This window comes from Ruegeria sp. SCSIO 43209 (genome assembly GCF_019904295.1).
Classification (GTDB): Bacteria; Pseudomonadota; Alphaproteobacteria; order Rhodobacterales; family Rhodobacteraceae; genus Ruegeria.
Genome location: NZ_CP065359.1, coordinates 2,826,995 through 2,849,707 on the forward strand (window position 1 = coordinate 2,826,995; position 22,713 = coordinate 2,849,707).

Annotated in this window: 24 protein-coding genes, 1 other RNA gene and 1 riboswitch; of the genes, 12 read left to right on the plus strand and 13 right to left on the minus strand. The window is 57.5% G+C overall.

Translation table 11 applies throughout. From position 1 onward, the window contains the following. Positions 1 to 22: 22 nt before the first annotated feature. The 5 genes from I5192_RS14150 to I5192_RS14170 form a co-directional block, all read right to left on the minus strand. On the minus strand, positions 23 to 1,600 hold the full coding sequence (locus tag I5192_RS14150) for an ABC transporter ATP-binding protein (protein WP_170508809.1): 1,578 nt from the start codon (positions 1,598 to 1,600) through the stop codon (positions 23 to 25). Next, complete coding sequence (locus tag I5192_RS14155) at positions 1,597 to 2,703, minus strand: ABC transporter permease (protein WP_170398652.1); 1,107 nt, start codon at positions 2,701 to 2,703, stop codon at positions 1,597 to 1,599. The genes I5192_RS14150 and I5192_RS14155 overlap by 4 nt, the downstream gene beginning before the upstream one ends. Then, a complete protein-coding gene (locus I5192_RS14160; protein ID WP_170398655.1) occupies positions 2,704 to 3,798 on the minus strand; it encodes a microcin C ABC transporter permease YejB in 1,095 nt (364 codons plus the stop codon). It lies immediately after the preceding gene. A 1-nt stretch (position 3,799) separates the two neighbouring features. Then, positions 3,800 to 5,710, minus strand: a complete 1,911-nt coding sequence (locus I5192_RS14165; protein ID WP_170625814.1) for an extracellular solute-binding protein — start codon at positions 5,708 to 5,710, stop codon at positions 3,800 to 3,802. Positions 5,711 to 5,884: 174 nt separating this feature from the next. Beyond that, positions 5,885 to 6,394, minus strand: a complete 510-nt coding sequence (locus I5192_RS14170) for a cytochrome c family protein (protein WP_170398660.1) — start codon at positions 6,392 to 6,394, stop codon at positions 5,885 to 5,887. A gap of 121 nt (positions 6,395 to 6,515) precedes the next feature. Here I5192_RS14170 and I5192_RS14175 point away from each other — a divergent pair, with 121 nt between their 5' ends. Then, on the plus strand, positions 6,516 to 7,349 hold the full coding sequence (locus tag I5192_RS14175) for a prephenate dehydratase (protein WP_170398663.1): 834 nt from the start codon (positions 6,516 to 6,518) through the stop codon (positions 7,347 to 7,349). Positions 7,350 to 7,465: 116 nt separating this feature from the next. Here the strand turns inward: I5192_RS14175 and I5192_RS14180 are convergent, their stop codons facing one another. Genes I5192_RS14180 through nudC form a run of 3 tightly spaced genes read right to left on the minus strand, consistent with a single transcriptional unit; the run spans position 7,466 to position 9,468 of the window. After that, positions 7,466 to 7,963: a GNAT family N-acetyltransferase gene (locus I5192_RS14180; RefSeq protein ID WP_223117107.1), complete on the minus strand. Its 498-nt coding sequence runs from the start codon at positions 7,961 to 7,963 to the stop codon at positions 7,466 to 7,468. A 14-nt stretch (positions 7,964 to 7,977) separates the two neighbouring features. After that, the gene (locus I5192_RS14185; protein ID WP_170406543.1) at positions 7,978 to 8,445 is read right to left on the minus strand and encodes an SRPBCC family protein; all 468 of its coding nucleotides are present in this window, start codon (positions 8,443 to 8,445) and stop codon (positions 7,978 to 7,980) included. Between the two features lie 39 nt (positions 8,446 to 8,484). After that, positions 8,485 to 9,468: an NAD(+) diphosphatase gene (gene nudC / locus I5192_RS14190; RefSeq protein WP_223117108.1), complete on the minus strand. Its 984-nt coding sequence runs from the start codon at positions 9,466 to 9,468 to the stop codon at positions 8,485 to 8,487. Between the two features lie 196 nt (positions 9,469 to 9,664). Between nudC and I5192_RS14195 the strand changes: the two genes are divergently transcribed. From I5192_RS14195 to rsgA, 3 genes are all read left to right on the plus strand, one after another. Beyond that, a complete protein-coding gene (locus I5192_RS14195) occupies positions 9,665 to 11,527 on the plus strand; it encodes a bifunctional 2',3'-cyclic-nucleotide 2'-phosphodiesterase/3'-nucleotidase (RefSeq protein ID WP_223117109.1) in 1,863 nt (620 codons plus the stop codon). 38 nt (positions 11,528 to 11,565) lie between these two features. Further along, positions 11,566 to 11,664: signal recognition particle sRNA small type (gene ffs / locus I5192_RS14200), an RNA gene on the plus strand. A gap of 159 nt (positions 11,665 to 11,823) precedes the next feature. After that, entirely contained in the window at positions 11,824 to 12,852 is a 1,029-nt protein-coding gene (gene rsgA / locus I5192_RS14205) for a ribosome small subunit-dependent GTPase A (protein ID WP_255611914.1), read from the plus strand. Positions 12,853 to 12,888: 36 nt separating this feature from the next. Here the strand turns inward: rsgA and I5192_RS14210 are convergent, their stop codons facing one another. After that, a complete protein-coding gene (locus tag I5192_RS14210) occupies positions 12,889 to 13,746 on the minus strand; it encodes an alpha/beta fold hydrolase (RefSeq protein WP_223117111.1) in 858 nt (285 codons plus the stop codon). Positions 13,747 to 13,867: 121 nt separating this feature from the next. Continuing rightward, a riboswitch (cobalamin riboswitch) is annotated at positions 13,868 to 14,089 on the plus strand. Positions 14,090 to 14,179: 90 nt separating this feature from the next. Between I5192_RS14210 and I5192_RS14215 the strand changes: the two genes are divergently transcribed. Continuing rightward, positions 14,180 to 14,587, plus strand: coding sequence for a hypothetical protein (locus I5192_RS14215; RefSeq protein WP_170562413.1), 408 nt, complete (start codon positions 14,180 to 14,182; stop codon positions 14,585 to 14,587). A gap of 4 nt (positions 14,588 to 14,591) precedes the next feature. Here I5192_RS14215 and I5192_RS14220 read toward each other — a convergent pair whose 3' ends face one another. Further along, positions 14,592 to 15,092, minus strand: a complete 501-nt coding sequence (locus tag I5192_RS14220; RefSeq protein ID WP_223117112.1) for a protein-tyrosine phosphatase family protein — start codon at positions 15,090 to 15,092, stop codon at positions 14,592 to 14,594. 172 nt (positions 15,093 to 15,264) lie between these two features. Between I5192_RS14220 and I5192_RS14225 the strand changes: the two genes are divergently transcribed. From I5192_RS14225 to I5192_RS14245, 5 genes are all read left to right on the plus strand, one after another. Further along, positions 15,265 to 17,025: a DNA polymerase III subunit gamma/tau gene (locus I5192_RS14225; protein WP_223117113.1), complete on the plus strand. Its 1,761-nt coding sequence runs from the start codon at positions 15,265 to 15,267 to the stop codon at positions 17,023 to 17,025. 235 nt (positions 17,026 to 17,260) lie between these two features. After that, the gene (locus I5192_RS14230) at positions 17,261 to 17,605 is read left to right on the plus strand and encodes a YbaB/EbfC family nucleoid-associated protein (protein WP_170398693.1); all 345 of its coding nucleotides are present in this window, start codon (positions 17,261 to 17,263) and stop codon (positions 17,603 to 17,605) included. Positions 17,606 to 17,669: 64 nt separating this feature from the next. Continuing rightward, positions 17,670 to 18,263: a recombination mediator RecR gene (gene recR, locus I5192_RS14235; protein ID WP_170425779.1), complete on the plus strand. Its 594-nt coding sequence runs from the start codon at positions 17,670 to 17,672 to the stop codon at positions 18,261 to 18,263. 77 nt (positions 18,264 to 18,340) lie between these two features. Then, entirely contained in the window at positions 18,341 to 18,700 is a 360-nt protein-coding gene (locus I5192_RS14240; RefSeq protein ID WP_223117114.1) for a hypothetical protein, read from the plus strand. Positions 18,701 to 18,877: 177 nt separating this feature from the next. Next, positions 18,878 to 19,366, plus strand: coding sequence for a hypothetical protein (locus tag I5192_RS14245; protein WP_223117115.1), 489 nt, complete (start codon positions 18,878 to 18,880; stop codon positions 19,364 to 19,366). Here I5192_RS14245 and I5192_RS14250 read toward each other — a convergent pair. Further along, entirely contained in the window at positions 19,363 to 19,992 is a 630-nt protein-coding gene (locus I5192_RS14250) for a ribonuclease T2 (RefSeq protein ID WP_170508836.1), read from the minus strand. The two genes, I5192_RS14245 and I5192_RS14250, sit on opposite strands and share 4 nt — an antisense overlap. 130 nt (positions 19,993 to 20,122) lie before the next feature. Here I5192_RS14250 and I5192_RS14255 point away from each other — a divergent pair, with 130 nt between their 5' ends. After that, positions 20,123 to 20,884 carry a DUF1013 domain-containing protein gene (locus I5192_RS14255; protein WP_170406573.1) on the plus strand — a complete coding sequence of 254 codons (762 nt, stop codon included), beginning with the start codon at positions 20,123 to 20,125 and terminating at the stop codon, positions 20,882 to 20,884. A 53-nt stretch (positions 20,885 to 20,937) separates the two neighbouring features. Then, complete coding sequence (locus I5192_RS14260; protein WP_223117116.1) at positions 20,938 to 21,327, plus strand: hypothetical protein; 390 nt, start codon at positions 20,938 to 20,940, stop codon at positions 21,325 to 21,327. Positions 21,328 to 21,370: 43 nt separating this feature from the next. Here the strand turns inward: I5192_RS14260 and I5192_RS14265 are convergent, their stop codons facing one another. Both I5192_RS14265 and I5192_RS14270 read right to left on the minus strand, forming a co-directional pair. Next, positions 21,371 to 22,402: a permease gene (locus I5192_RS14265; protein WP_170425783.1), complete on the minus strand. Its 1,032-nt coding sequence runs from the start codon at positions 22,400 to 22,402 to the stop codon at positions 21,371 to 21,373. Further along, positions 22,395 to 22,703 carry a helix-turn-helix transcriptional regulator gene (locus I5192_RS14270; protein ID WP_170398716.1) on the minus strand — a complete coding sequence of 103 codons (309 nt, stop codon included), beginning with the start codon at positions 22,701 to 22,703 and terminating at the stop codon, positions 22,395 to 22,397. The genes I5192_RS14265 and I5192_RS14270 overlap by 8 nt, the downstream gene beginning before the upstream one ends. Positions 22,704 to 22,713: the final 10 nt, after the last annotated feature.

Sequence of the window (22,713 nt, forward strand, 5' to 3'; positions counted from 1 at the left end):
CATCAAAGGCGCGGGCTGCGTGTCAGCCCGCCGCCGCGATCAGCTCGCGGGTATAGTCGGTCTGGGCGTGTTCGAACAAATCTTCGGCAGCGCCCATCTCGACCACATCGCCGTTTCGCATGACGATCACGTTGTGGGACATCGCGCGCACGACCTTCAGATCGTGACTGATGAACAGATAGGCCAGCCCGTATTTCCTTTGCAGGTCACGCAGCAGGTCAACGATCTGCACCTGCACGGTCATGTCCAGCGCACTTGTAGGCTCGTCCAGAACCAGCAGCTTGGGCCGCAACACCATGGCGCGGGCGATGGCGATCCGCTGGCGTTGCCCGCCGGAAAACTCATGCGGATAGCGGTCCATCGCAGAGGGGTCCAATCCGACCTCGTTCATCACTTCAGCCACCAGATCGCGCGGGGCGCGATGAGGATCGACCTTATGGATGGCCAGCCCCTCGGCGATGATCTGCATGCAGGTCATCCGCGGGCTGAGGCTGCCGAACGGATCCTGAAATACGATCTGCATGTCCTTGCGCAATCGCCGCAACTCGCGCGTTGACCAGCGGCGCACATTCTGGTCGCGGAAAGTGATCCCGCCCTCGGACGCGATCAGACGCATGATCGCCAGCGCCAGCGTCGTCTTGCCCGAGCCGCTCTCCCCCACGATCCCAAGCGTTTCCCCGGCACGGACGCTGAGGGTCGCGTCGTTGACGGCCTTCACATAGCCTACGGTCCGTTTCAGGAAACCGCGCTGGATCGGGAACCAGACTTTCAGGTGATCGGTGCGGGCTACCTCTTCGGCATCCGGGGCCACCGGGTCGGGGTGCCCGGACGGCTCGGCCTCCAGAAGCTTGCGAGTATAGGGGTGTTGCGGGTTGTCGAAAATCTCCGTTGTCACTCCGGCTTCGACGATTTCTCCGTCCTTCATCACGCAAACCCGGTCGGCGATGCGGCGGACGATGCCAAGGTCATGGGTGATGAACAACATCCCCATGTTCTCGGACTTTTGCAGTTCGGCCAGCAACTCCAGAATCTGCGCCTGGATGGTGACGTCCAGCGCCGTTGTCGGCTCATCCGCGATCAAAATGTCCGGCTTGTTCGCCAACGCCATCGCGATCATCACGCGTTGACGCTGCCCGCCGGACAACTGGTGCGGATAGCTGTCCAGCCGTTCCTCGGGGTCTCGGATGCCGACCTTGGTCAGCAGTTCTACAATCCGTTCCCGCGCCTCATCGCCGGTAACGCCCTGATGCAGAGCCAGCGATTCCGCCATCTGTTTCTGGATCGTGTGCAATGGATTGAGCGAGGTCATCGGCTCCTGAAAGATGAAACTAATGTCGTTGCCGCGCACGTCCATCAACCTGTCTTCGGACGCGCCAATCATCTCTTGACCGCCATAGGTGACTGAGCCTTCGACAATTGCGCTATCACCCAGCAGCGACACAGTGCTCAACGCCGTCACGGATTTGCCCGAACCGGATTCGCCCACCAGTGCCACCGTCTCCCCCCGATCCACGGTAAAGGACACGCCTTTGACTGCCGCACTCACCTGCCCGTCCTGCCGGAACGAGACCTTGAGGTTGTTCACATCCAACAGGCTCATGAGAAGGTCTTTCTGGGATCAAACGCATCGCGGACGCCTTCAAAAATGAAGACCAACAGCGACAGCATGATGGCAAAGGTGAAGAAGGCAGTGAAGGCCAGCCACGGTGCCTGAAGGTTCTGTTTCGCCTGCAAAGTCAACTCTCCAAGCGACGGGGCTGAAGACGGCAAACCGAAGCCAAGGAAGTCCAGCGAAGCCAGCCCACCGATGGTTCCAGTCACGATGAACGGCATGAAGGTCAGCGTGGCGACCATCGCATTAGGCAGCATGTGGCGAAACATGATCGTCATGTTACCCACGCCCAGCGCCCGCGCGGCACGGACATACTCCAAATTTCGTGCCCGCAGGAATTCAGCGCGCACGACGCCCACCAGTCCGGTCCAACTGAACAGGATCATCAGAATCACCAAGAGCCAGAAACTTCGCCCAAGAATCGCGAACATGATGATAATGACATAAAGCGAGGGTGTCGCCGACCAGATCTCGATAATACGTTGGAAGATCAGATCCAGCCAACCGCCAAAGAACCCCTGAATGGCCCCAGCAAAAATGCCGATCAGACTGGCCACGCCGGTGACGAGTAAAGTGAACAGGATCGACAGGCGGAAGCCATAGATGACACGAGCTAGCACATCTCGCTTGGTGTCGTCAGTGCCGAGCAGATTCTGACCATTAGGCGGCAGCGGTGCAGCGCCCGGGCGGTCCACGCTGGTGTTGAAGGAATACGGGATTGGAGGCCAGATGGCCCAGCCTCGCTCAAACCCATCCGCTTCGAACGTGCCCGCCTTGATTTCGTCGATGATACCTTCGGGGTCGTCGAAGCACTGATCCAATCCGCCGCTATCGATCAGGCACATGACCTCGGGGTCGCGATAGATCGCCTCGGTCTGGAAATCGCCTCCGAATTCCGTTTCAGCGTAAAAGTTGAAGACAGGCGTGTAGATTTCACCCCGGTACTTTACCAGGATCGGTTTGTCGTTGGCGATGAACTCGGCAAACAGCGATAGGCCGAACAACACCGAGAAGATGATCAGCGACCAGAACGCCCTGCCATTGCGCCGGAAATTGCGCCAACGGCGCTGATTGAGAGGGGAGAGTGCCATTTACCCCTCCCGCTTTTCGAAATCGATACGCGGGTCAACGAGCACATACATCAGATCGCTGATAATGCCGACGACCAGCCCCATCAGGCCAAATATGAAAAGCGTACCAAAAATCACCGGATAGTCGCGCGCCACTGCCGCCTCAAAGCCCAGACGCCCAAGACCATCGAGCGAGAAAATGGTTTCGATGATGATCGATCCACCGAAGAACACACCAATGAATACAGCAGGGAAACCTGCAATCACGATCAGCATCGCGTTGCGGAAGACATGACCATACAGCACCTTGCTTTCACTCAAACCCTTGGCGCGAGCGGTCATCACGTACTGCTTCTTGATCTCATCCAGAAACGAGTTCTTGGTCAGCAGCGTCAGCGTCGCAAAGGCCGAGATGGTCAGCGCGATTATCGGCAAAGCGATGTGCCAGAAATAGTCAGTAATCTTTCCAAACAGGCTGAGGCTGTCCCAATTGTCCGAGGTCAAACCCCGTAGCGGGAAAATCTGCCAGTAAGAGCCACCGGCGAACAACACCAGCAGCAGAATGGCAAACAGGAAACCGGGGATAGCATAGGCCACGATGATCGCACCGCTGGTCCAAGTATCAAAGCTCGACCCGTCCTTGATCGCCTTGCGGATACCTAGCGGGATCGAGACCAGATAGGCGATCAGCGTCGACCACAGACCCAGCGAAATAGACACCGGCATCTTTTCCAGCACCAGATCAATCACACTGATCGAGCGGAAATAGCTCTCGCCAAAATCCAGCGTCAGGTAGTTGCCCATCATGCCTAGAAAGCGTTCCAGTGGCGGTTTGTCGAAGCCAAACTCTTTTTCCAGTTCAGCGATGAATTCGGGCGGAAGGCCACGCGCACCGACGTATTTGTCATCAAAGGCACCACCTGCGGGCTCGGCCCCGGCTCCGGCATCGCCACCACCAGCGAACCCAGCAAAGACGTCGCCCTGCCCTTCGATCTGCGCGATGATCTGTTCAATGGGACCACCGGGCACGAACTGCACCAGCGTGAAGTTGACGATCATGATGCCCAGAAGGGTCGGAATGACCAGCAACAGGCGTCTTAGGATATAGGCGCCCATGTTATCGCAGCGCGCCTTTGGCTTTCAGGTCAGCCTCTTTCTCGGGGTTGATCCACCACAGATCGAGATACCCAAGCGAGAATGGAGGCAGGTTTTCAGGGTATTCGTACATGTCGTAATAAGCCGTCCAGTAATCCGCCACATACCCATCGGGAATGACGAAGAACTCATAACGCAAGACACGATCCAACGCCATCAGCGCAGCATCCTGTTCCGCCTGATTTGTGGTGTCGAATGACGCTTCGATCACAGCGTCAACAAGTGGGCTGGCAAGACCGGCAGGGTTGAACAAGCTAAACGCGGCTTCTTCCGATCCGTACATCTGACTGAGACCCCCGCCGGTCGACAGGAACGAGCCGTAGCGGTTCGAATATACCATATCATAATCACGCTCACGCCGCCGCAGGGTGAATTGAGAAGGATCTACCTTCTCGGCCGAAGCATCCACACCGATCGACTGCAGGTTCTGCACATAGGTCTCGATCATGGTGGCGGTCGAGGTTGGAATGCTCGACGCATACGGAATATTGACCTTCAGCGTCTGCCCATCGGCATTGCGGCGCAGATTGCCGTCGCCGACGGGCCAACCAGCCTCGTCCAGCAGTTTCGAGGCTTGCCGCAAATTGCGACGGTCGTTCAACCGAGCTGGATTGGATTCGTGGACGACAAGCGCAGGCTCGCTGAACACCTCGGCCGGAACCACGTCACCCAGCGTTTCCAGAAACGCCAGTTCGGCACCCTCCGGCACGCCTGTCGCTTCAAGATGTGTCCCCTGCACAAATGAACTGCGCGGTGCGTTCAGACCGAACATCAGCGATTCATTTGCCCATTCGAAATTGAACGCCAGCGCCAGCGCTTTACGCACATTCTTGTCGGCAAATTGAGGCTTGCCCAGATTGAAAACGAAACCCGACGGCGTCGGTGGGCTACCATCCACGATCTCGTCCTGCACGACAAACCCTTCGCTGAGTTTCGGGAAATCGTAACTAGAGGCCCAGAGCTTGGGGTCACTTTCGATACGCATCGTGTATTCGCCCGCCTTGAACCCTTCGAAGGCTGCGGTTTGATCCGCGAAATACTCGATCCGGATAGTGTCGTAATTGTTGCGGCCTATGTTGATCGGCAGATCCTTGCCCCAATAATCGTCGCGACGCTTGTAGACGATCCGACGATTGATGTCGTAGCTGTCCAGTTTGTAAGGGCCAGAGCCAACCGCGACCTCCAACCGGGGTTCGTCGAGGCGACGGCTTTCATCAGCCTCGAACCAGGCTTTTGAAAATACCGGAGTAGACCCGACGGTTTCGATCAACCCGCGCCGGGTGACATCCGGACTAAAAGTAAATTTTACAGTGTGGTCGTCCAGAGCTTCAGCCCCTGTAACCATGCGCCCGACGGCTTGCGCATAAGACGGCAAACCCTGCTCAATGAACAAACGATGACTATAGACGACGTCTTCGGCAGTCACCGGGGTGCCATCCCAGAACATAGCTTCGGGGCGCAGATTGAAGATCACATAATTGCGCCCTTCGTCATATTCCATACTTTCCGCAATAACCCCATAATACTGCCCGACACTGTCCGCGGTACTTTCGATCAGCGGGTCATATTGAAGCGTGGTCAAAGCGCCTGCCCGCCCCTTGCGCGAATAAGGGTTCAGGGAATCAAACGTACCTGAGCCCGATAAAGACAGCTCTCCGCCCTTTGGTGCGTCTGGGTTGACGTAGTTCAAGTACGGATAGTCGGCCGGATAATCCAGATTTCCGAAATAGGAATACCCGTGGCTGCGCGTGACGCCCTCTTCATTGGCACGGGCAGGATCGCTGCTGCCCAGAACCAGTGTCGCCGAAATCCCCAAAGCCGCAGCCCAAGCGTGAATTCCGGTAAAGCGCATCTGGGGCAGAAGGGGTTTCATCAGGCTCGTCCTCTGAATTTCTGTCGTCTTCATTGTCGTGCCCGCCAGCTAAAGGTCCAGCACTGTCAGTTGCAAGTTTAGAATGCGTGAACGCTTTGTGAAGTTCTTCTCAGACAAAAAATAAAGCCGCTGCGCAAGGCAGCGGCTTTAAATCCTGCAAATCTGATCAACAGATCAGTTGCCGATGGTCTGCAGATACGCAATCAGATCGGCGCGTTCTTGTGGTTTTTTCAGGCCAGCAAAGCTCATCGAAGTGCCCGAGATATAGGCGCTTGGGCGTTCCAGGAACGCGTCCAGGGCTTCGGGTGTCCAGTTGCCGCCATGCGCCTGCATCGAGGCCGAATAACCGGTGAAGCCTTTTGCTGAGGCAACCGGGCGATCTACGACACCGTAAAGGTAAGGACCTGTACCATTGGCGCCGTCTTCCAGTTTGTGGCAAGCGGTGCACTTGCGGAATACGCGCGCGCCTTTTTCCGGATCGGCTGCAGCCAACATATCTTCAAAGACTACTTCTTCGCCGTCCGCGCTTTCGCCCGAGCTTTCGGTTTCGATAATGTAAGCAGCTTCGGCAAGATGGCTGTCAGAGCTATAGAGGACATCCGCCCCCCATTTTGCCAGAAGCAACACCAGGAAGGTGCCAAACAAGCCGGCTGCGGCTTTGGTAACTGTCATCGTGTCGAACATTTTGATCGCGTGTCCATTTCAGCTGTCTGCGGGGTGTCTAAGGCTTCCCCTGAGAAGACGCAAGGTATAGACACCGCGACTAAACGCCCAATTCAAGAACTTGTTGCACGGAAACGACCAAATGACCAATCGCATAGCATTTCAGGGAGAACCCGGCGCATACAGTCACGAAGCCTGCCGGAACGCACGCCCGGATATGGACGCCCTGCCCTGCCGCACTTTCGAAGATGTGATCGAATCAGTGCGCTCAGGTGAGGCTGATCTGGCCATGCTACCGGTGGAAAATACCACCTATGGTCGTGTGGCCGATATTCACCGCCTGCTTCCGCATAGCGGGCTGCACATCATCGACGAAGCATTTGTGCGCGTGCACATCAACCTGTTGGGCGTACCGGGCGCGACTCTGGAGGATATCACTGAGGCGCATTCCCACCTCGTCTTGCTACCACAATGCGCAGGTTTCCTGAAGCAACACGGAATTCGTGGCAGGGTCAGCCCGGATAATGCTCGTGCCGCACGCGAGGTCGCCGAGATCGGCGACAAACACTCCGCAGCGTTAGCCAGTGAGCTGGCAGGTGAGATTTACGGCCTCAACGTTTTGGCCCGTCACATTGAAGATCAGGGCGACAACACGACCCGTTTTCTGGTGATGTCTCGTGAGGCCGACGAATCGCGCCGTGGTGATCACGGCATGATCACAAGTTTTGTCTTTCAGGTGCGTAACATCCCGGCGGCGCTGTACAAAGCGATGGGCGGATTTGCCACCAACGGAATCAACATGACCAAGCTGGAAAGCTATATGGTCGACGGGTCCTTCACCGCGACCCAGTTCTATGCCGATATCGTGGGTCATCCAGGCGATCGAAATGTGCAACTGGCGATGGATGAGCTTGAGCATTTTACCACCAACGTAGAAGTCCTCGGTGTTTATCCGGCGGCGCAACCTCGTGGATAGTGCAGGCAATCGGCTCGCCCCTTCAAAGGAACGGCCTGGATAGGCGGGGCAGCTACGCTTGCAGCTTAGAACGGTAACTTGAGTCCTTCGGTGCGACATCCTGAAAGTGCGGCGGACTACGGGTTGGTCACTCCGGTCCCCATGCGAAAGACCTTGCATATCGCGCCATCCATCTGCCGATACTCTCTGAATCCCATCGCCTCATAATAGCCAAGGCCGTCGAAATTATTGGCCCCGATCGTAGCATCGATAGCGGGCAATCCCTGCTGCCTAGCGGCTTGAAGAGAACGTTTGAACAACGCCCGACCGATACCACATCGCGCAGCGGACGGTTTGATATGCGTCCCAATGATGCCCCACCCGACCGCAACGCCATACGGGTTGTTTCGGGTGGCAAGCTTCAACGACTGGAAACCCAGTATCTGTCCGTCCGGCGCAACGGCAAGGCTACACTGAATCCGCTCAGGGTCGCAGATGTAATGCGTCAGTGCAAAGGCGCTGTCGGCGGGCTTGGTCCGCTTTCCAGCCGCTACAAGCGCTGTTAGCACACCGGACAAGCCATCCGCATCGGCTTCGACAGCGTCGCGTATGATCGGTCTCGTTAAAGTACTCATCTACTTCTCGGTTGTCAGACACCATGGAGGTGTCGTTCCTCCATATCGCGCGCGAATTCGCTGAGACGGGTCTGGAACTGCCGCCTGAATCGGGATTGCCCTAACTTCAGGGATTGAAGCAATAGGCGGGCGGGCAGCGTTTTCGCACCCAGCGATGTTTCAACGCGCAGCCGTGTCCGACGTTGGGAAAGCGCCAAAAGCTCGATCACCGTGTCGCCGTTCATTCCCTTGCTGCTGGACTGGAACCGCATCAAGGACGGGCGGTCGCATTCAGTCATCTCGATAATGATATGACGTGGCTTGCCACGTATCTTGAATTCGGTCTCCCAGGTTATTCCGGCCTGCGGCACAACCGACCCCGTGACCCGACGCACATCGACCCCGCGCCGCAAGGCTTTGCGTTCGAAGCGTTCAAAATCCGAGACCATGTTGAAGACCGTCTCGATTGGGACATCGATATCTTCCTGCGCTGAAAACTGCATGATTGCTTTTCTCTGCCCTAGATTGGGTTCAGTTTCTCGTCAGTCCAACGTGTCTGCAAGCCAGTGTTGCAACAAAAAGTGCGCAATCGCACCTTTTCGGGCAGGCAACAGCTTAGGGTGATCCCCAGCGAAGGCCTGCATCATCTCGGTCCGTGTGACCCAGATCGCATCCTCGATCTCGACCGGATCGATCTGGATATCGCGCGATAACGCCTCGCCTGCGCATCCAAACATCAGGGATGCGGGAAAGGGCCAGGGTTGGCTTGCGAGATAGCTCACCGCACCCACGGGCACGCCCGCCTCTTCCATCACTTCGCGCCGCACAGCGGCTTCCAGCGTTTCACCGGGCTCAACAAAACCAGCCAAAAGCGAATACATGCCTTCAGGCCAGCCCGGAGAGCGCCCCATCAGCACCGAATTGCCATGGGTAATCAACATGATGACCACAGGATCGGTGCGCGGGAAATGCTGGCCGCCGCAGGCCGGGCAACTGCGCTGCCATCCACCCTGAGACATCTCGCTGCGGGCACCACATCGGGCACAGAATTGATGCGTTTCGTGCCAGCCGATCACCGCCTTGGCGGTTGCCGCAATCTCTGCGTCTCGTGGGTTGAGGCGTGTCATGATGCGGCGCAGCTCGGCAAAGACACACCCCTCGGGCAGATCAGGGTGCTGCTGTTCGCTGCGATCGACAAAATCTCCGACACCGGATAAATCCAGCCCTTCAGCCGCCCAGCCCGAGATGCCCATGGCAAAAAGCGGCGATCCATCCTCGGATTTTCCAAGGAAAATCGGTTGCTCGATCACACCGCCCGGGCCTTGTTCGAGAATCTTGTGCGTCATCGGAAGCCGGACGAGCCGGTCCAGTGCCTCACCCTCAACCAACAGTTTGCCACGCCACAGCAACACACATGTTGCCAAAGGGTCACGATAAACCTGTGCCAGTTTGTCCGCGTCGCCGCGCAGCAAACCCGCCCGATCCAGTGCCGAGCCGCCAAATGTCACCTGTTCTGCGCGTTTCATGCCTGCCGTTCCTGACTGCCGCGCAAAGGGCTGCCACGTCTTACCTGATCGTGCAACGGGTATCGACCAAACATTTTTCGACCCTGCCGCGGAATGACCGCAGCATCGCCCCGGAAATTGCATTAAATCGACCTCATGGTGGAAACGTTGGCACACTGACAGCTAGAAGTTGAAGATATTGAAATCAAAGCATTTAATGCGACGACGAAGAGATGCGGGTGATAGCGCACGGATTCGAATCCTTGCAACATCCGATCTACACATGCACCTGACGTCATATGATTACTATTCGGATCGCCCCGAACCTGCGATTGGTTTGACCCGTACCGCCAGCCTGATTCACGAGGCGCGCAGACAGGCTGAACGCGACGACGCCCTTGTGCTGTTGTTTGACAATGGTGATAGCCTGCAGGGAACGCCATTTGGCAACTGGGCAGCTGAACACGTGCCAGACGCCCATCCCCTGCCACGCGCGTTCAACACGTTGAACTATGACGCGATCGGATTGGGTAATCACGATTTCGGATTTGGGCTGGAACTCGTCAATCGCATCGCTCGCCAAACCGCCTGCCCAATGATTTGCAGCAATATGCAAACCACTCAGACCGAACAAGGTTGGGATGTACACACGATTCTGCATCGGGTTGTCAGACTAAATGGACAGGACACCGCAATCCGCATCGGGGTTCTTTCTGTTTTGCCCTCTCAAACCGCACAGTGGGAAGCACATCTGCTAACGGACCGGGTCGTGGTAACAGACATTCTGGCCGCTGCGCGGCGCGCTGCTGAAGATCTCAGCGTGCAAGGTTGCGACCTGATTGTCGCCCTTGCGCATACCGGACTGGGATCGGCAATGGCCGAGCCGGATATGGAAAACGCGATCATCCCGCTGGCCGAGATGCCGCTGATTGATGCCGTCGTCGCAGGCCACACCCATCTGACACTGCCCGGAAAGGCGCATGATGGTTATCCATTCGTCGACAGTACGCGGGGGCTTGTCCATGGAACGCCGGTTGTCATGCAGGGTTGGGCCGGGTCTCATCTTGGGATCATTGATCTGACACTGCAAAAAGATACCACCGGCGATTGGCGCATTACAGGCAGCCATGTCGAAGCGCGGGCAATCGCTCAATCGGGTACAGAAATACCCGAATGCCAAAGGATCACAGAGCTGTTTGCGACCGGCCACGCTGCGACGCGCAAAAGGGTGACCAGGCCAGTGGGCACAATCCCACACACGCTGCACAGCTACTTCTCATATTGCGTACCGGATCGCGGTCTGGCCTTGGTTGCGGCGGCTCAGGCCGCTGCCCTACGCCCGCATTTGGTCGATACCGACTGGGCAGATTTGCCTATCATATCGTCAGCCGCCCCGGCAAAGTTCGGCGGGCGCGCAGGAAGCAAGTACTACACGGATATCCCCTCAGGCGAGATTTCAGTTCGACATATCGCCGATCTCAGTGTCTTTCCTAATGAATTGCGCGCGGTGCTGGCCTCAGGTTCTCAGATTCGGGACTGGCTTGAGATGTCAGCCGGGCTGTTCCATCAACTTGGCTCAGACGCCCCGATCGATCTTGCCGATCCTCAGCGCACGGGCTTCAACTTCGATGTCCTGCATGGTGTCACCTACCAGATCGATCTTTCGCAACCGGCGCGGTTCGATACGCTCGGTCGAGTGATTGATCCGGCATTTTCCCGCATACGCAACCTGGAATTCGATGGGCAGCCGATTGCGCCTGACCAGAGTTTCCTTGTCGCCACCAATAACTACCGCGCCAATGGCGGTGGTCATTTTCCAATTGCGCGACAAGCCCGTATGATTGACCTGCCTCAGATCAGCATACAGGATATTCTATGCAAATACGTCGCGGGCACATTGCCCGCCGACCCACTCGCGCATGCACCGCGCCCCTTTTCTTTTGTACCAAACCAAAGGCAGGGCGCGATCCTGACAACGGGGCCGCGCGCGCTACACCATGTTGCAGAGCTTGCTGAGTATCATCCACGCATTCTGCCCGACGTTGCGGATGGTTTCATGCGTATTCATCTGACCTTCTGACGGGTTGCCATTTTCAGGGGATGCACCTATATCGGCTTTGAGAGGTTGGCGCGGGCGAGCGCCTCGCCAACCTGGTCAGGTCCGGAAGGAAGCAGCCACAACGAGCCCCGCTTGGGTCGATGTCCAACCTCTCACTTAGAACCTATCAGCCGCAGGAGGGCGTTTATGATTGTAGCAAAAACCCTTCGGGCAGACCGGTTCTGATCCTTTCCGATCAACTGATTGCCTGAACACGTCGTCGGCGGATGCGCGATTGCCATTCGACGGGATTGCTGTTTCTGATCACAGGCAGACCAATGTTACTTTCCTTTCCGGACCTCGGATGGTCCTCTCATTTCGCGGCTCAGCATACGGCTGATCCGTCACTTCTTCCGTATCGCATCTCGGCCGTACACCGGGATCGACTGATCGGGCTGAGCCCTGAAGGTGAATCGCCTTTGTTATCTCTGGATCAATCAACCGGTGCATATGCCGTCGGAGATTGGGTTCTGGTGGATGAAAACAAACGCATACGCCGCGTGCTGGACCGGCGCAGCCTGCTGCAGCGCCGGGCCGCAGGTGCAGGGGCAGCGGCGCAGCTGATTGCTGCAAATGTTGATGTGCTGTTCATCGTCAGTTCCTGCAACGCCGATTTCAATATGCCACGATTGGAGCGGTATCTTGCGCTGGCACATCAGGCAGGCTGCTATCCGGTGGTCGTTCTGACCAAATCGGACATGTGCGATGATCCGAGCCTTTATGTAGATCAAGCCCAATCGCTCGCCCCGTTTCTGACGGTACTTGCGGTCAACGCGCTGGATCACGGCGATCTCGAACAAGTTCTGTCGTGGTGTCCGAAAGGACAAACCAGCGCCTTGATTGGATCATCCGGCGTTGGGAAAACGACGCTCGCCAACGGGATGACGGGGCAGGATCAGGCCACCGCAGGTATTCGCGAAGACGATGCGCGCGGCAGGCACACAACAACCTCACGCGCCTTGCATCGCATGCGCAATGGCGGCTGGCTGATCGATACGCCCGGCATGCGCGCGTTACGTCTGCTAGATGCGCAAGAGGGGTTGGATGAGGTGTTCTCGGACATCTCAGACCTCAGCCTGAATTGCCGCTTCTCGGATTGTCAGCACGAGACCGAGCCCGGATGTGCGGTGCAGGCGGCAATCGACGCTGGTACGCTTGATCCCGCGCGGCTGGACCGCTGGCGCAAGCTGCGGCGCGAAGACCAACACAATTCCGCTTCGGTGGCGCAGGCCCGCGCCCGCGACAAGGCGTTCGGCAAGATGGTGCGCAGCGTGATGCACGAGAAAAAATCCCGTAAAGGGCTATAACGAAGCTGGGCACCGGCCTACCGGTGCCCAGCGCTATCAGGCGATCAGCCTAGGCCAGACTGCCGCATTCCGTCTTGCGAATGCACCGATATGGCCGATCTTGGATACTCCGAATTCGCTTGGTGCAAGCAGATGGCGCCCGGCTTTGGGTCCATAGAGATCGGCAAGACGCCAGACAGCATCCGGCGGCACCATTTCATCATCTGCGAAGGTAAACAGATCGACACGTTTGCCCAAGTCTTCCCAGCGGGCGGCGGGCAGTGTCGTGCCGATCTCTGGCACATAGCTTTTGGGGGCGGTGCACCATTTGCGCCATTGCCAATAGACTTGGGCAGGCAGGTCCGATCCAAACCCGACCAACCGTCCGGGCAGGTAGCCAAGCGCCTTGACCACCAGCGGCGCGTGACCAAACCAGAACAACGCCGCCAAAGCGCGATAAGGCCAAGGGTGATCCGCCAGCGTTACCAGACCCGAACAGACACAGATCATCCTGTCAATCTGATCGATATCGGGTTGGATCGGGCCAAACATTCCGCCCAAGGAATGACCGATGCTCCATAGCTTGGCCTGCGGAAACCGTCGGCGCATCTCGGCCCGGGCGGCTGGAATGTCGATCAACGCCCAATCGGCCATGGTGACATTTGACCGCTTTTGCGAACCCACCAAAGAGTGACCAAAATCCCGGTAATCGTAAGTCAGGCAGGCCATGCCCTGTTCTTCGGCGAGCCATCGGGCGAAGTACTGATAGTAATCCCTCGGCACCCCAGTCGCACCGTTTATGACGACCACCTTTTCGGGGTCGGCAACCGGACGGTAAAGCCGCGCCGACAACATTGCCGGGCCGGACGGGATTTGAAAATCCTCGGTCACAACCGCCTGCTGCGTGTCCAACATGGTGCCCTCCAATACCGACTGAACTGATCAGTTCACCCGAAGCGCCTCAAGTCAAGGTTGACGTGACTGGACCATACGTCACTTGCCTGACGCAATCTTCTTGACTCGGGCACGGCGCAGCCGCTAGCCATGTCGCGATGGTTCTCGCGCCCAATCGGGCCGGGATGAAAAGGGAACACGGTGCGGTTCTGCCCGGATAAATCCGGAAAGAACCTAGTCCGAGACTGCCCCCGCAACTGTAAGCGGAGAGCAATGCCGAGATACCACTGGCCTCGAAGGCTGGGAAGGTCGGCAAAGCGATGACCCGCAAGTCAGGAGACCTGCCATCAGATGTAGAACCGAAACTCGGGCGGGGAGTCCGGGACGGGTTTGATCGTGCTCCGCAACGACCAACCTGTGCCACGCCCTCGCCCTGCGCGCGGAGGGCGCATTGATGATCTGGAAGACCAAAACACACGAATTCGCGGCGACTGTGTGCCAACGTACTGGCGCACCCTGCCCCGCATTGGCACAGATGGCGCGGGCTCTGACGCAGACCATGTCCGCCACAAAACCGGTCACGAAAACTGAGTTTGAGATTGAAGGCACCATAGATCTGTCGCACTGCCCGGAAGGATGCACCGCCCGCTTTCGCGCCCAATGCGACCAGATACGTGTATTCTGCGGAACCGATCCTGAAATCGATACCGGCCGGCTGGATGACTACGCAGACATGATGTTCGGAACCGAGTACCGCAGCCTACCCGCAGACCTGCTAAGGAATCCTCCTTGCGCCATGCTTGAGGCTTCGCTTCTGGTGCAGCACAACGGTGGCGAAATCTCGCCACATGTTGGTGTCTAAGCCGTCAAACGGCTTGAACACGGGCCGGTTCAACGGCCCAAAGCATCTGGGCATTTGTCTCGACTGCGCAAGGACGCACCGTACGCAATCGCTTCAATGCCGTCTCAGGCCGTTCACCGCATTCAACCATCAGACGCAGAACCACCATCCCGGATCGGCCACAGCCACCACGGCAATGCACTAGCACACGGCCACCACCTGACAACGCCTGACGTGCGGTCGCGCCAACGCGGGGCCAGCGGTCCAAAATCTCTTTGGGTGGCGTGCCAAAATCTTCGATCGGCAAATGCACCCATCTGCTGGCACGCCCCTGAATATCAGCGCCAAAATTCCGCGCACCATCCTGAATCATCTCGACTTCAGTGGTCATCGAGATCACAAGTCCCGGCTTCCAGTCTGCGATAAGATCAAGGTCTTCTGCATACGTTCCTCCACGCCCAGGCATCGAGGACAAGGCCAAGGTGCCTCCGCCAACCTGCAACGCATAAACCACCAGTTGCGACATAATCTCCCCCCAAACAAACTTTACCCAACAACATACTGGTCCAGTAAATAGAATAGAGTGGATTTTAGCCGCATACCCACGCATTCCAAAATGAAAATCGTCCCGGCTGGCTGTGGACGCGGGCGGCGGGGGCCTCTACGCTGCGGCGTAACGCGAATCCGACAGAGCAGACATGACCGAGACGCCCAGCCCCGCCTACCAGGTTCTTGCCCGCAAATACCGCCCCGAAACCTTTGCCGATCTGGTCGGTCAGGACGCCATGGTGCGCACTCTAAAAAACGCCTTCGAGGCGGACCGGATCGCGCAGGCCTTCATCATGACCGGCATCCGCGGTACCGGCAAGACGACGACCGCTCGGATCATAGCCAAGGGTATGAACTGCATCGGTCCCGATGGCAGCGGCGGCCCTACCACCGAACCCTGCGGTCAATGTGAACACTGCGTAGCCATCATGGAGGGCCGCCATGTCGATGTGATGGAGATGGACGCCGCCAGCCGCACCGGTGTCAATGACATCCGCGAGATCATCGACAGCGTACGCTATCGCGCTGCATCCGCGCGCTACAAGACCTATATCATCGACGAGGTTCACATGCTGTCGACCAGCGCTTTCAACGCGCTGCTCAAGACGCTGGAAGAACCCCCCGAACACGTGAAGTTCATCTTTGCCACCACCGAGATTCGCAAGGTCCCGGTGACCGTCTTGTCCCGTTGCCAGCGCTTTGATCTGCGCCGGATCGAGCCGGAGGATATGATCGGACTGCTTCGCAAAATTGCAGGTGCCGAAGGGGCACAGATTGCCGAGGATGCGTTATCGTTGATCACCCGGGCCGCCGAGGGATCGGCGCGCGATGCGACCTCACTGCTGGATCAGGCGATCTCGCACGGGGCCGGTGAAACCAGCGCGGATCAGGTGCGCGCGATGCTGGGGCTGGCCGATCGGGGCCGGGTGCTGGATCTGATGGATATGATCCTGCGCGGCGATGCTGCAGGCGCGTTGACCGAGCTGAGCGGGCAATATGCCGAAGGGGCTGATCCACTCGCCGTCTTACGCGATCTGGCTGAAATCACGCATTGGGTTTCGGTGGTCAAGATCACCCCGGATGCCGCCGAAGATCCCACCGTTTCCCCCGACGAACGCGCCCGAGGTCAACAAATGGCCGAGGCTCTGCCCATGCGAGTCCTTACACGCATGTGGCAAATGCTGCTGAAAGCGCTCGAGGAAGTTTCCGCCGCACCCAACGCAATGATGGCTGCGGAAATGGCCGTGATCCGCCTGACCCATGTGGCCGACTTGCCTAGCCCGGAGGAGCTGATCAAGCGTCTGCAAGATACGCCTCCGCCGCCCAATGGTGGCCCCGGCAAGGGAATCGGTGCGCCGGGACATGCTCCTGCCGCGCCACAGGCTGTGGCCCGATCGGCCTATGCCGCATCGGGAATCGGCGGCAACGCAGGCGGGCCAACAGCCGCGCTAGCCCAAGATGTGCAGGCAGCTCTGGCACGCTATCCAACATTTGAACATGTGGTCGAACTGATCCGAGCCAACCGGGACGTGAAGTTGTTGGTCGAGGTTGAAAACGGCGTGCGTCTGGTGTCCTACCAACCAGGCAGGATCGAGTTCGCCCCAACCGACAACGCCCCGACCGACCTGTCACAACGATTGGGCGCGTCGCTGCAGCGTTGGACAGGCAACCGGTGGGCCGTTTCTATTGTCGCTGAGGGCAACGCACCGACCATTGCCGAGGTACGGGACGCTGCAGACTTGGCCCTGAAAGCCGAGGCTGAACAGCATCCTCTGGTGCAAGCAGTGCTGACTCATTTCCCGAAAGCGCGGATCAAGAGCATCGAAACCGCAGAACAACGCGCCGCTCAAGTCGAAACCGAAGCCCTGCCCGAGGTCGAAGACGAATGGGACCCGTTTGAAGAGGACTGACTTTCGAGCATAAGCGCACCTCAACCAAATGCTCCCGCACCCGCCACGGGCCATCGGCTGGCGCCGATACCCCTGAGCGGCTTTGGGCCCGGCAGCGCGCCTTGCGCGCTGCCGGGCCCAACGGGAGGAAAGGTCTTGCCAAAGACCTTGACGACGGGCGGGAGTATCCTGACCTCTTGTGCCGCACGGTTACGCTTCGTATCTAGGCCACAAATCGAGTGACAGGAGATTACCGATGCTAAAAGGTTTAGGCGGCCTGGGTGACATGGCCAAGATGATGAAATCCGCGCAGGATCTGCAGACCAAGATGACTGACATGCAGGAAGAGCTGAACACCATCATGGTTGTCGGCGAATCCGGTGCCGGGCTGGTCAAGGCCACCGCGACCGCCAAGGGCGAGTTGAAAGGTCTGGATATCGACCCGTCGATCTTTAACGGTGACGATAAGGAAGTGGTCGAAGACCTCATCCTCGCCGCGATCAAGGACGCCCAAACCAAGGCGCAGGAACGTTCACAGGCAGAAATGGCCAAGCTGACCGAAAGCATGGGCCTGCCCGCAGACATCAAGCTGCCGTTCTGATACACCCTCCTGACGGATCTATGGCCGGGGCGTGTTTCTCTGGCCCAATTGCGAGGGTCTCACGGTGAGTTCGAACAGTGACATCGACAATCTGATCGACCTGATGGCCAAGCTGCCCGGTCTCGGCCCCCGCTCGGCCCGCCGCGCAGTCCTGCACCTGATCCGTAAACGCGCCCTGCTGCTAACGCCGCTTTCTGACGCCATGCAGCAGGTAGCCGTAACTGCCCGTGAATGCCTGAACTGCGGCAATGTGGGCACCACTGATATCTGCGACATCTGTAACAACGAGGCTCGCGCAACCGGAGAGCTGTGCGTGGTCGAGGACGTCGCCGACCTTTGGGCGATGGAGCGTGCCGGGGTCTTCAAGGGTCGCTATCACGTTCTGGGCGGCACTTTGTCGGCTTTGGACGGGGTCGGCCCGGATGAATTGCGTATCCCCCGGTTGAAGGACCGGGTTGTGGCCGAGAGTATCACCGAGATCATCCTCGCCCTGAACGCCACCGTCGATGGCCAGACCACTGCCCACTACATCGCTGATCAGTTGGAGGGGCAGGTTCGTCTGACATCCCTGGCGCAAGGTGTACCGATTGGGGGAGAGTTGGACTATCTAGACGACGGGACGATTACTGCGGCGTTGCGGGCGCGGAAGGAGATCTAGATTTGTAGTCGCCTGCTCCTTGCGTGCCTTGTAGAAACCAAGCACTTTCTTAGGATTTCTTGGAGGTTAAGCATTTGATGCGAAAGTTTATTATAGTTTTTTGTGCATCTGCGCTGATTGTCGTGATTGGTATTCACTTGTTGCTGTCCCCGCCGTTTCCGCTACCTCCAAAAATCGGGCGAAATCTGCCCGACAGTTTTGCCGAAGCTGACAAAGAGTTTGCTCGAAGGATAATCGCTGAATACCCATTGCCGCTGAAAGAGCAAGAGCTGGTCCGATTTCTAGAGCAAGATGGATTTTCTATTTCAAAAGGAAAAAGCTATGCGTATTTTGAAAAACAGTCTTTTCCCTGCATGCTTCGTTGGCTCGTTTTTTGGGAAGCCCAGAATGACACCATAGTCGAGTTGAAGCCTAATTTCGACGGGTCCTGCCTATAAGTTTCTTAGTAGCTTTATTACTTCACGACGAACGCTCCACAAGCTAGGTGATCTTAGAATTCAGATTGGCTGAATACGACCTAGTATCTGGGGCGCAATAAAAGAATGCTCTTGGCTGGGCTGTCGAAACTTGTAACTTGGGCACAGTTTCACAACGTAACTCTGTGGATTTCAAATATGCCCCGCCTTCTCGCCCTCACCCTAGCCGCCTTCACCGCCACTGCTGCCTTGTCGCAGGCACTCATCGACAAAGGCTTCGTCGAAGGCTGGAACATCATGATGGACCCCAACCTCGGCAATGGGTGCCTGATCCAGACGGTGTATCAGGATCTTTCGGTGGTGCGGCTAGGCTATGACGCACTGGACGATCGCGGATACTTCACTGTCTACAACAAGGCTTGGGGCGACATTAAACCGGGGGAACAATATCCGATCCGGTTTGATCTGGACGGCAAGAGCTTTGATGCCACCGCCATCGGGTTCAAGCAGGATCGCGTGCCCGGCGCGACGGTGTTCTTTACGGACCGGAGTTTCGTCACCTCGATTGCGCAGAACAAGACCATGACCGTCTACAATCCAGAAGGTCAGACCGTCATGGCGATTGATCTGAAAGGCACCGCCAAAGCGCTGGATTATGCGCGCGACTGCCAGAACAAAAAGCTCTAACGAATCGGATCAAACACCGCGTCTTTAGCGGTGCAATCACGGATCACGTCGCGGCCACAGGGCACCGGGTCAAGATTGCGGGACAGGCATAGGCGGACTTCTTCGATATAGCCTTGCTTACAGGTGATGGTGATCATGTCAGGCTCAAGCGTGGGATTGGCCTTGAGAAAGGCCTCTTCCACCACCGAAGCGGGCAGTTTGACCGTAGCGTCCAGCTTGCGGAACACTTCGGGGCGCGCAACTCCTGCATAAGCCTGCCGCGACAGGGCGAAATAGTCGGGTGCACTGAGGCCCGAACAGGTGCCGTGCTTTTTCCATTGATGCCAGGCCAACCCGGATGAGCCCTGAATATCCTCCATTTCCCGCGTCATGCGGCGTGTGGGTGGCGCTTCGGACGTGCGACAATACGAAGGCCAGCCCTGATGGAATTGCGGCCAGAGCCCATGCAATATCCACCCATGATCGTGTCGCGTGTCGCACTGATCCGAGCCGCGCGCATCGCCTTCGCGGGCGCACCAATTGGGCGACCAGCTGAGCGACAGGACGTAGTAGTCAAAATCGCCCGCCTTTTCGCCCTCGGCCATCGCAGCCATGGCACTCAGCACCCACAAAATCGCCCAGCGCATTCGCCTCTTCCCTTCTTTAGCTGTCGCGACTATATAGGCCCCAAGTTCCCCGACAACGGAAACCTGCCCCATAGCTTCGGGGCCGCCGAATTCCGGCGACGGGACAGATGTATTTATAGGAGACGGGCTGATGGCAAAACCGCTTATGGCCAAGGCAACCGCCGTATGGCTGGTGGACAACACCACGATCAGCTTCAAGCAGATCGCGGATTTCGTAGGCATGCACGAGCTGGAAGTGCAGGGTATTGCGGATGGTGATGTGGCTGCAGGTGTCAAAGGGTTTGACCCGATTGCCAACAACCAGCTGACTCAGGAAGAAATTGACACCGCGCAAAACAACCCGCTGCACAAGCTGAAGCTGAAATTCAATCCGGCGGCATCAGGCGAAGAGAAACGCCGTGGTCCGCGCTACACCCCGCTGTCCAAGCGTCAGGACCGTCCGAACTCGATCCTGTGGCTGGTCAAGTTCCACCCAGAACTCAGCGACGGCCAGATTGCCAAGCTGGTCGGCACCACTAAGCCGACCATCCAGTCGATCCGCGAGCGGACGCACTGGAACATCTCGAACATGCAGCCGATCGATCCGGTTGCCCTGGGACTGTGCAAACAATCCGAACTGGATGCCATCGTGCAAAAGGCCGCGGCCAAGAAAGCAGCCGAAGGTGGCGTGATGAGCGATGATGAGCGTCGCAAACTGGTCTCGACCGAACAGTCGCTCGAGATGGATTCAGCGCCCAAGATCCCGACCGCGATCGAAGGTCTCGAGACATTCTCGTTGTCCGAGGACACCAACGAGAAGGAAGAAGAAGAGCCCATCGTCGATGCGGATAGCTTCTTCAACCTGCCCAAGGGTGGTGGTGATGAAGAAGACGAAGACGATCTGCGCCCCTGAGATGCGCATGGTCCCGGCCTCAAGTAGCTGGGACCCGATTTTTGGGTGATTTGATGCTAAAGGTTCTATCCTTATTCTTCGACGCGCATCGTGCCGTTTCAATCTATGTGTTCCTGAAATCCTGGTGGTTGGCCATTACAGGTGCCGTAGTGATGATTGCAATAGTCGCTGGCTTGCTATTGCTGAATGACGACGGCAAGCACGAGCACGAGGCGTTTCTCACCGTCGCGGTTTTGTCGGCGACACCGATCAATGGCGATCTCAAGAACGGGGTCATTGCTTCGGTGCGCTTGCCGGATGGCTCAGCAGCATCAATCACCTCGACCGAAGGGCCGATTGCTCAGACAGTTGGAACCCAAGCCTGTATCGAGAAACGGGTTTTCGTTGAAACTGGAGAGCCAAGGTATCGGTTCAAACTGCCACGATATTGCGAAGCGAGCTAGAAAAGCAAAACCGCCCGATGGCTCAACCGGGCGGTTTTTTTGTTCAGATCATCTGAAACAGGATGCCTGCTACGATGGCACCGCTGATGCCCAAACCCAGATAGGTGGCAAAGACGCGCGGTTTCACCAGTGACCACACGGCCGCCATCGCAGGTATCGAACTGACGGCGCCGGCCACCATGAACGACATCGCAGCACCCGCACTCATACCCTGTTCCATCAGACCCGCAAGAAGCGGTGGTGCGACGTAAGAGTTCAGATAGGCAGGCATTCCGACCAAGGCAGCGATGACAATTGGCACAACACCCTCACCACCAACAACCCGGGCGATCAGGTCTGCCGGAACATAGCTGACCAGCAGCGCCTCGAGCACGTAGGCGAACGCTAGCCATTTGAGCAAGAACAGACCGTTATGAACGAATTCGGCCCGAAAGCGCGTCCGACGGTCAGGGTCTTGCCAGAACTTCCAGACGGGTTTGTCATCTTGCTTTGGTCCGCAACCGCAGCAACCAGCGGGTTTGTATTCACGCAACGGCTGCGCAAAGGCACCTCCCCGCATCAGGGTGCGCACGGCAAACCCGCCGAACAAACCCAACGCGACAGCGGCAACCGCTTTACCAATTGCAAACGGCCAACCCAGCGCACCCGCAGTAATCAGCAACGTCGGGGGGTCGATCAACGGTGAACTGAGCCAGAATGCCATCACGGCCGACAATGGCGCACCCAGAGCCAGCAAACCTGCGATGAATGGGATCACTTCGCAGGAACAAAATGGGGCCAGCCCGCCAAACAACGCGGCCAGAAAGATCATCCGTGTCTCGCGACCCTCAAATGCACGGGCGACCATCACTTCGGCCCCAGTTGCCTTCAGGTATGATAGCAGCAGAACAGCAAACAGGATGTACTGGCCCGTATGCGCAAGCGCTTTGGCTGCAAAACTCACAACCTCGGTCCAGTTGCCCGGATCAAGAACGGCCACCAGCGCCAGTATGACCACGATCAGAGCCCAGGGCGTTTTGATCAGGTCGATCAGGTTTCTGGCAAGTGGCTTGGGGTTTTGTGTTAGTTCAGCCATCGTTTGCGGCCTTTCCGATTTCGTCTGCGCAGCATTCACTAAGGATGAACTGCGCCAGGTTTCTCAATTCGTCAAAGCACGCGCGGTTGATCGTGCTACGCCCGATCTTCTCTTGCTCAACTACTCCGCCAGCAGCCAGAAACCGCAGATGATGCGCCAGAGTCGAGGGCGCGATTCCTGTCCTCGTCTGAATTTCTCCAACGGTCAGGCCTGCTTCCCCAGCACGAACCAAGGTCTTAAGAACCTTCAATCGGGCTTCCGAGCCCATGGCAGAGAAACCTGCGGCAGCTTCTTCCCACATCTTTTATCTC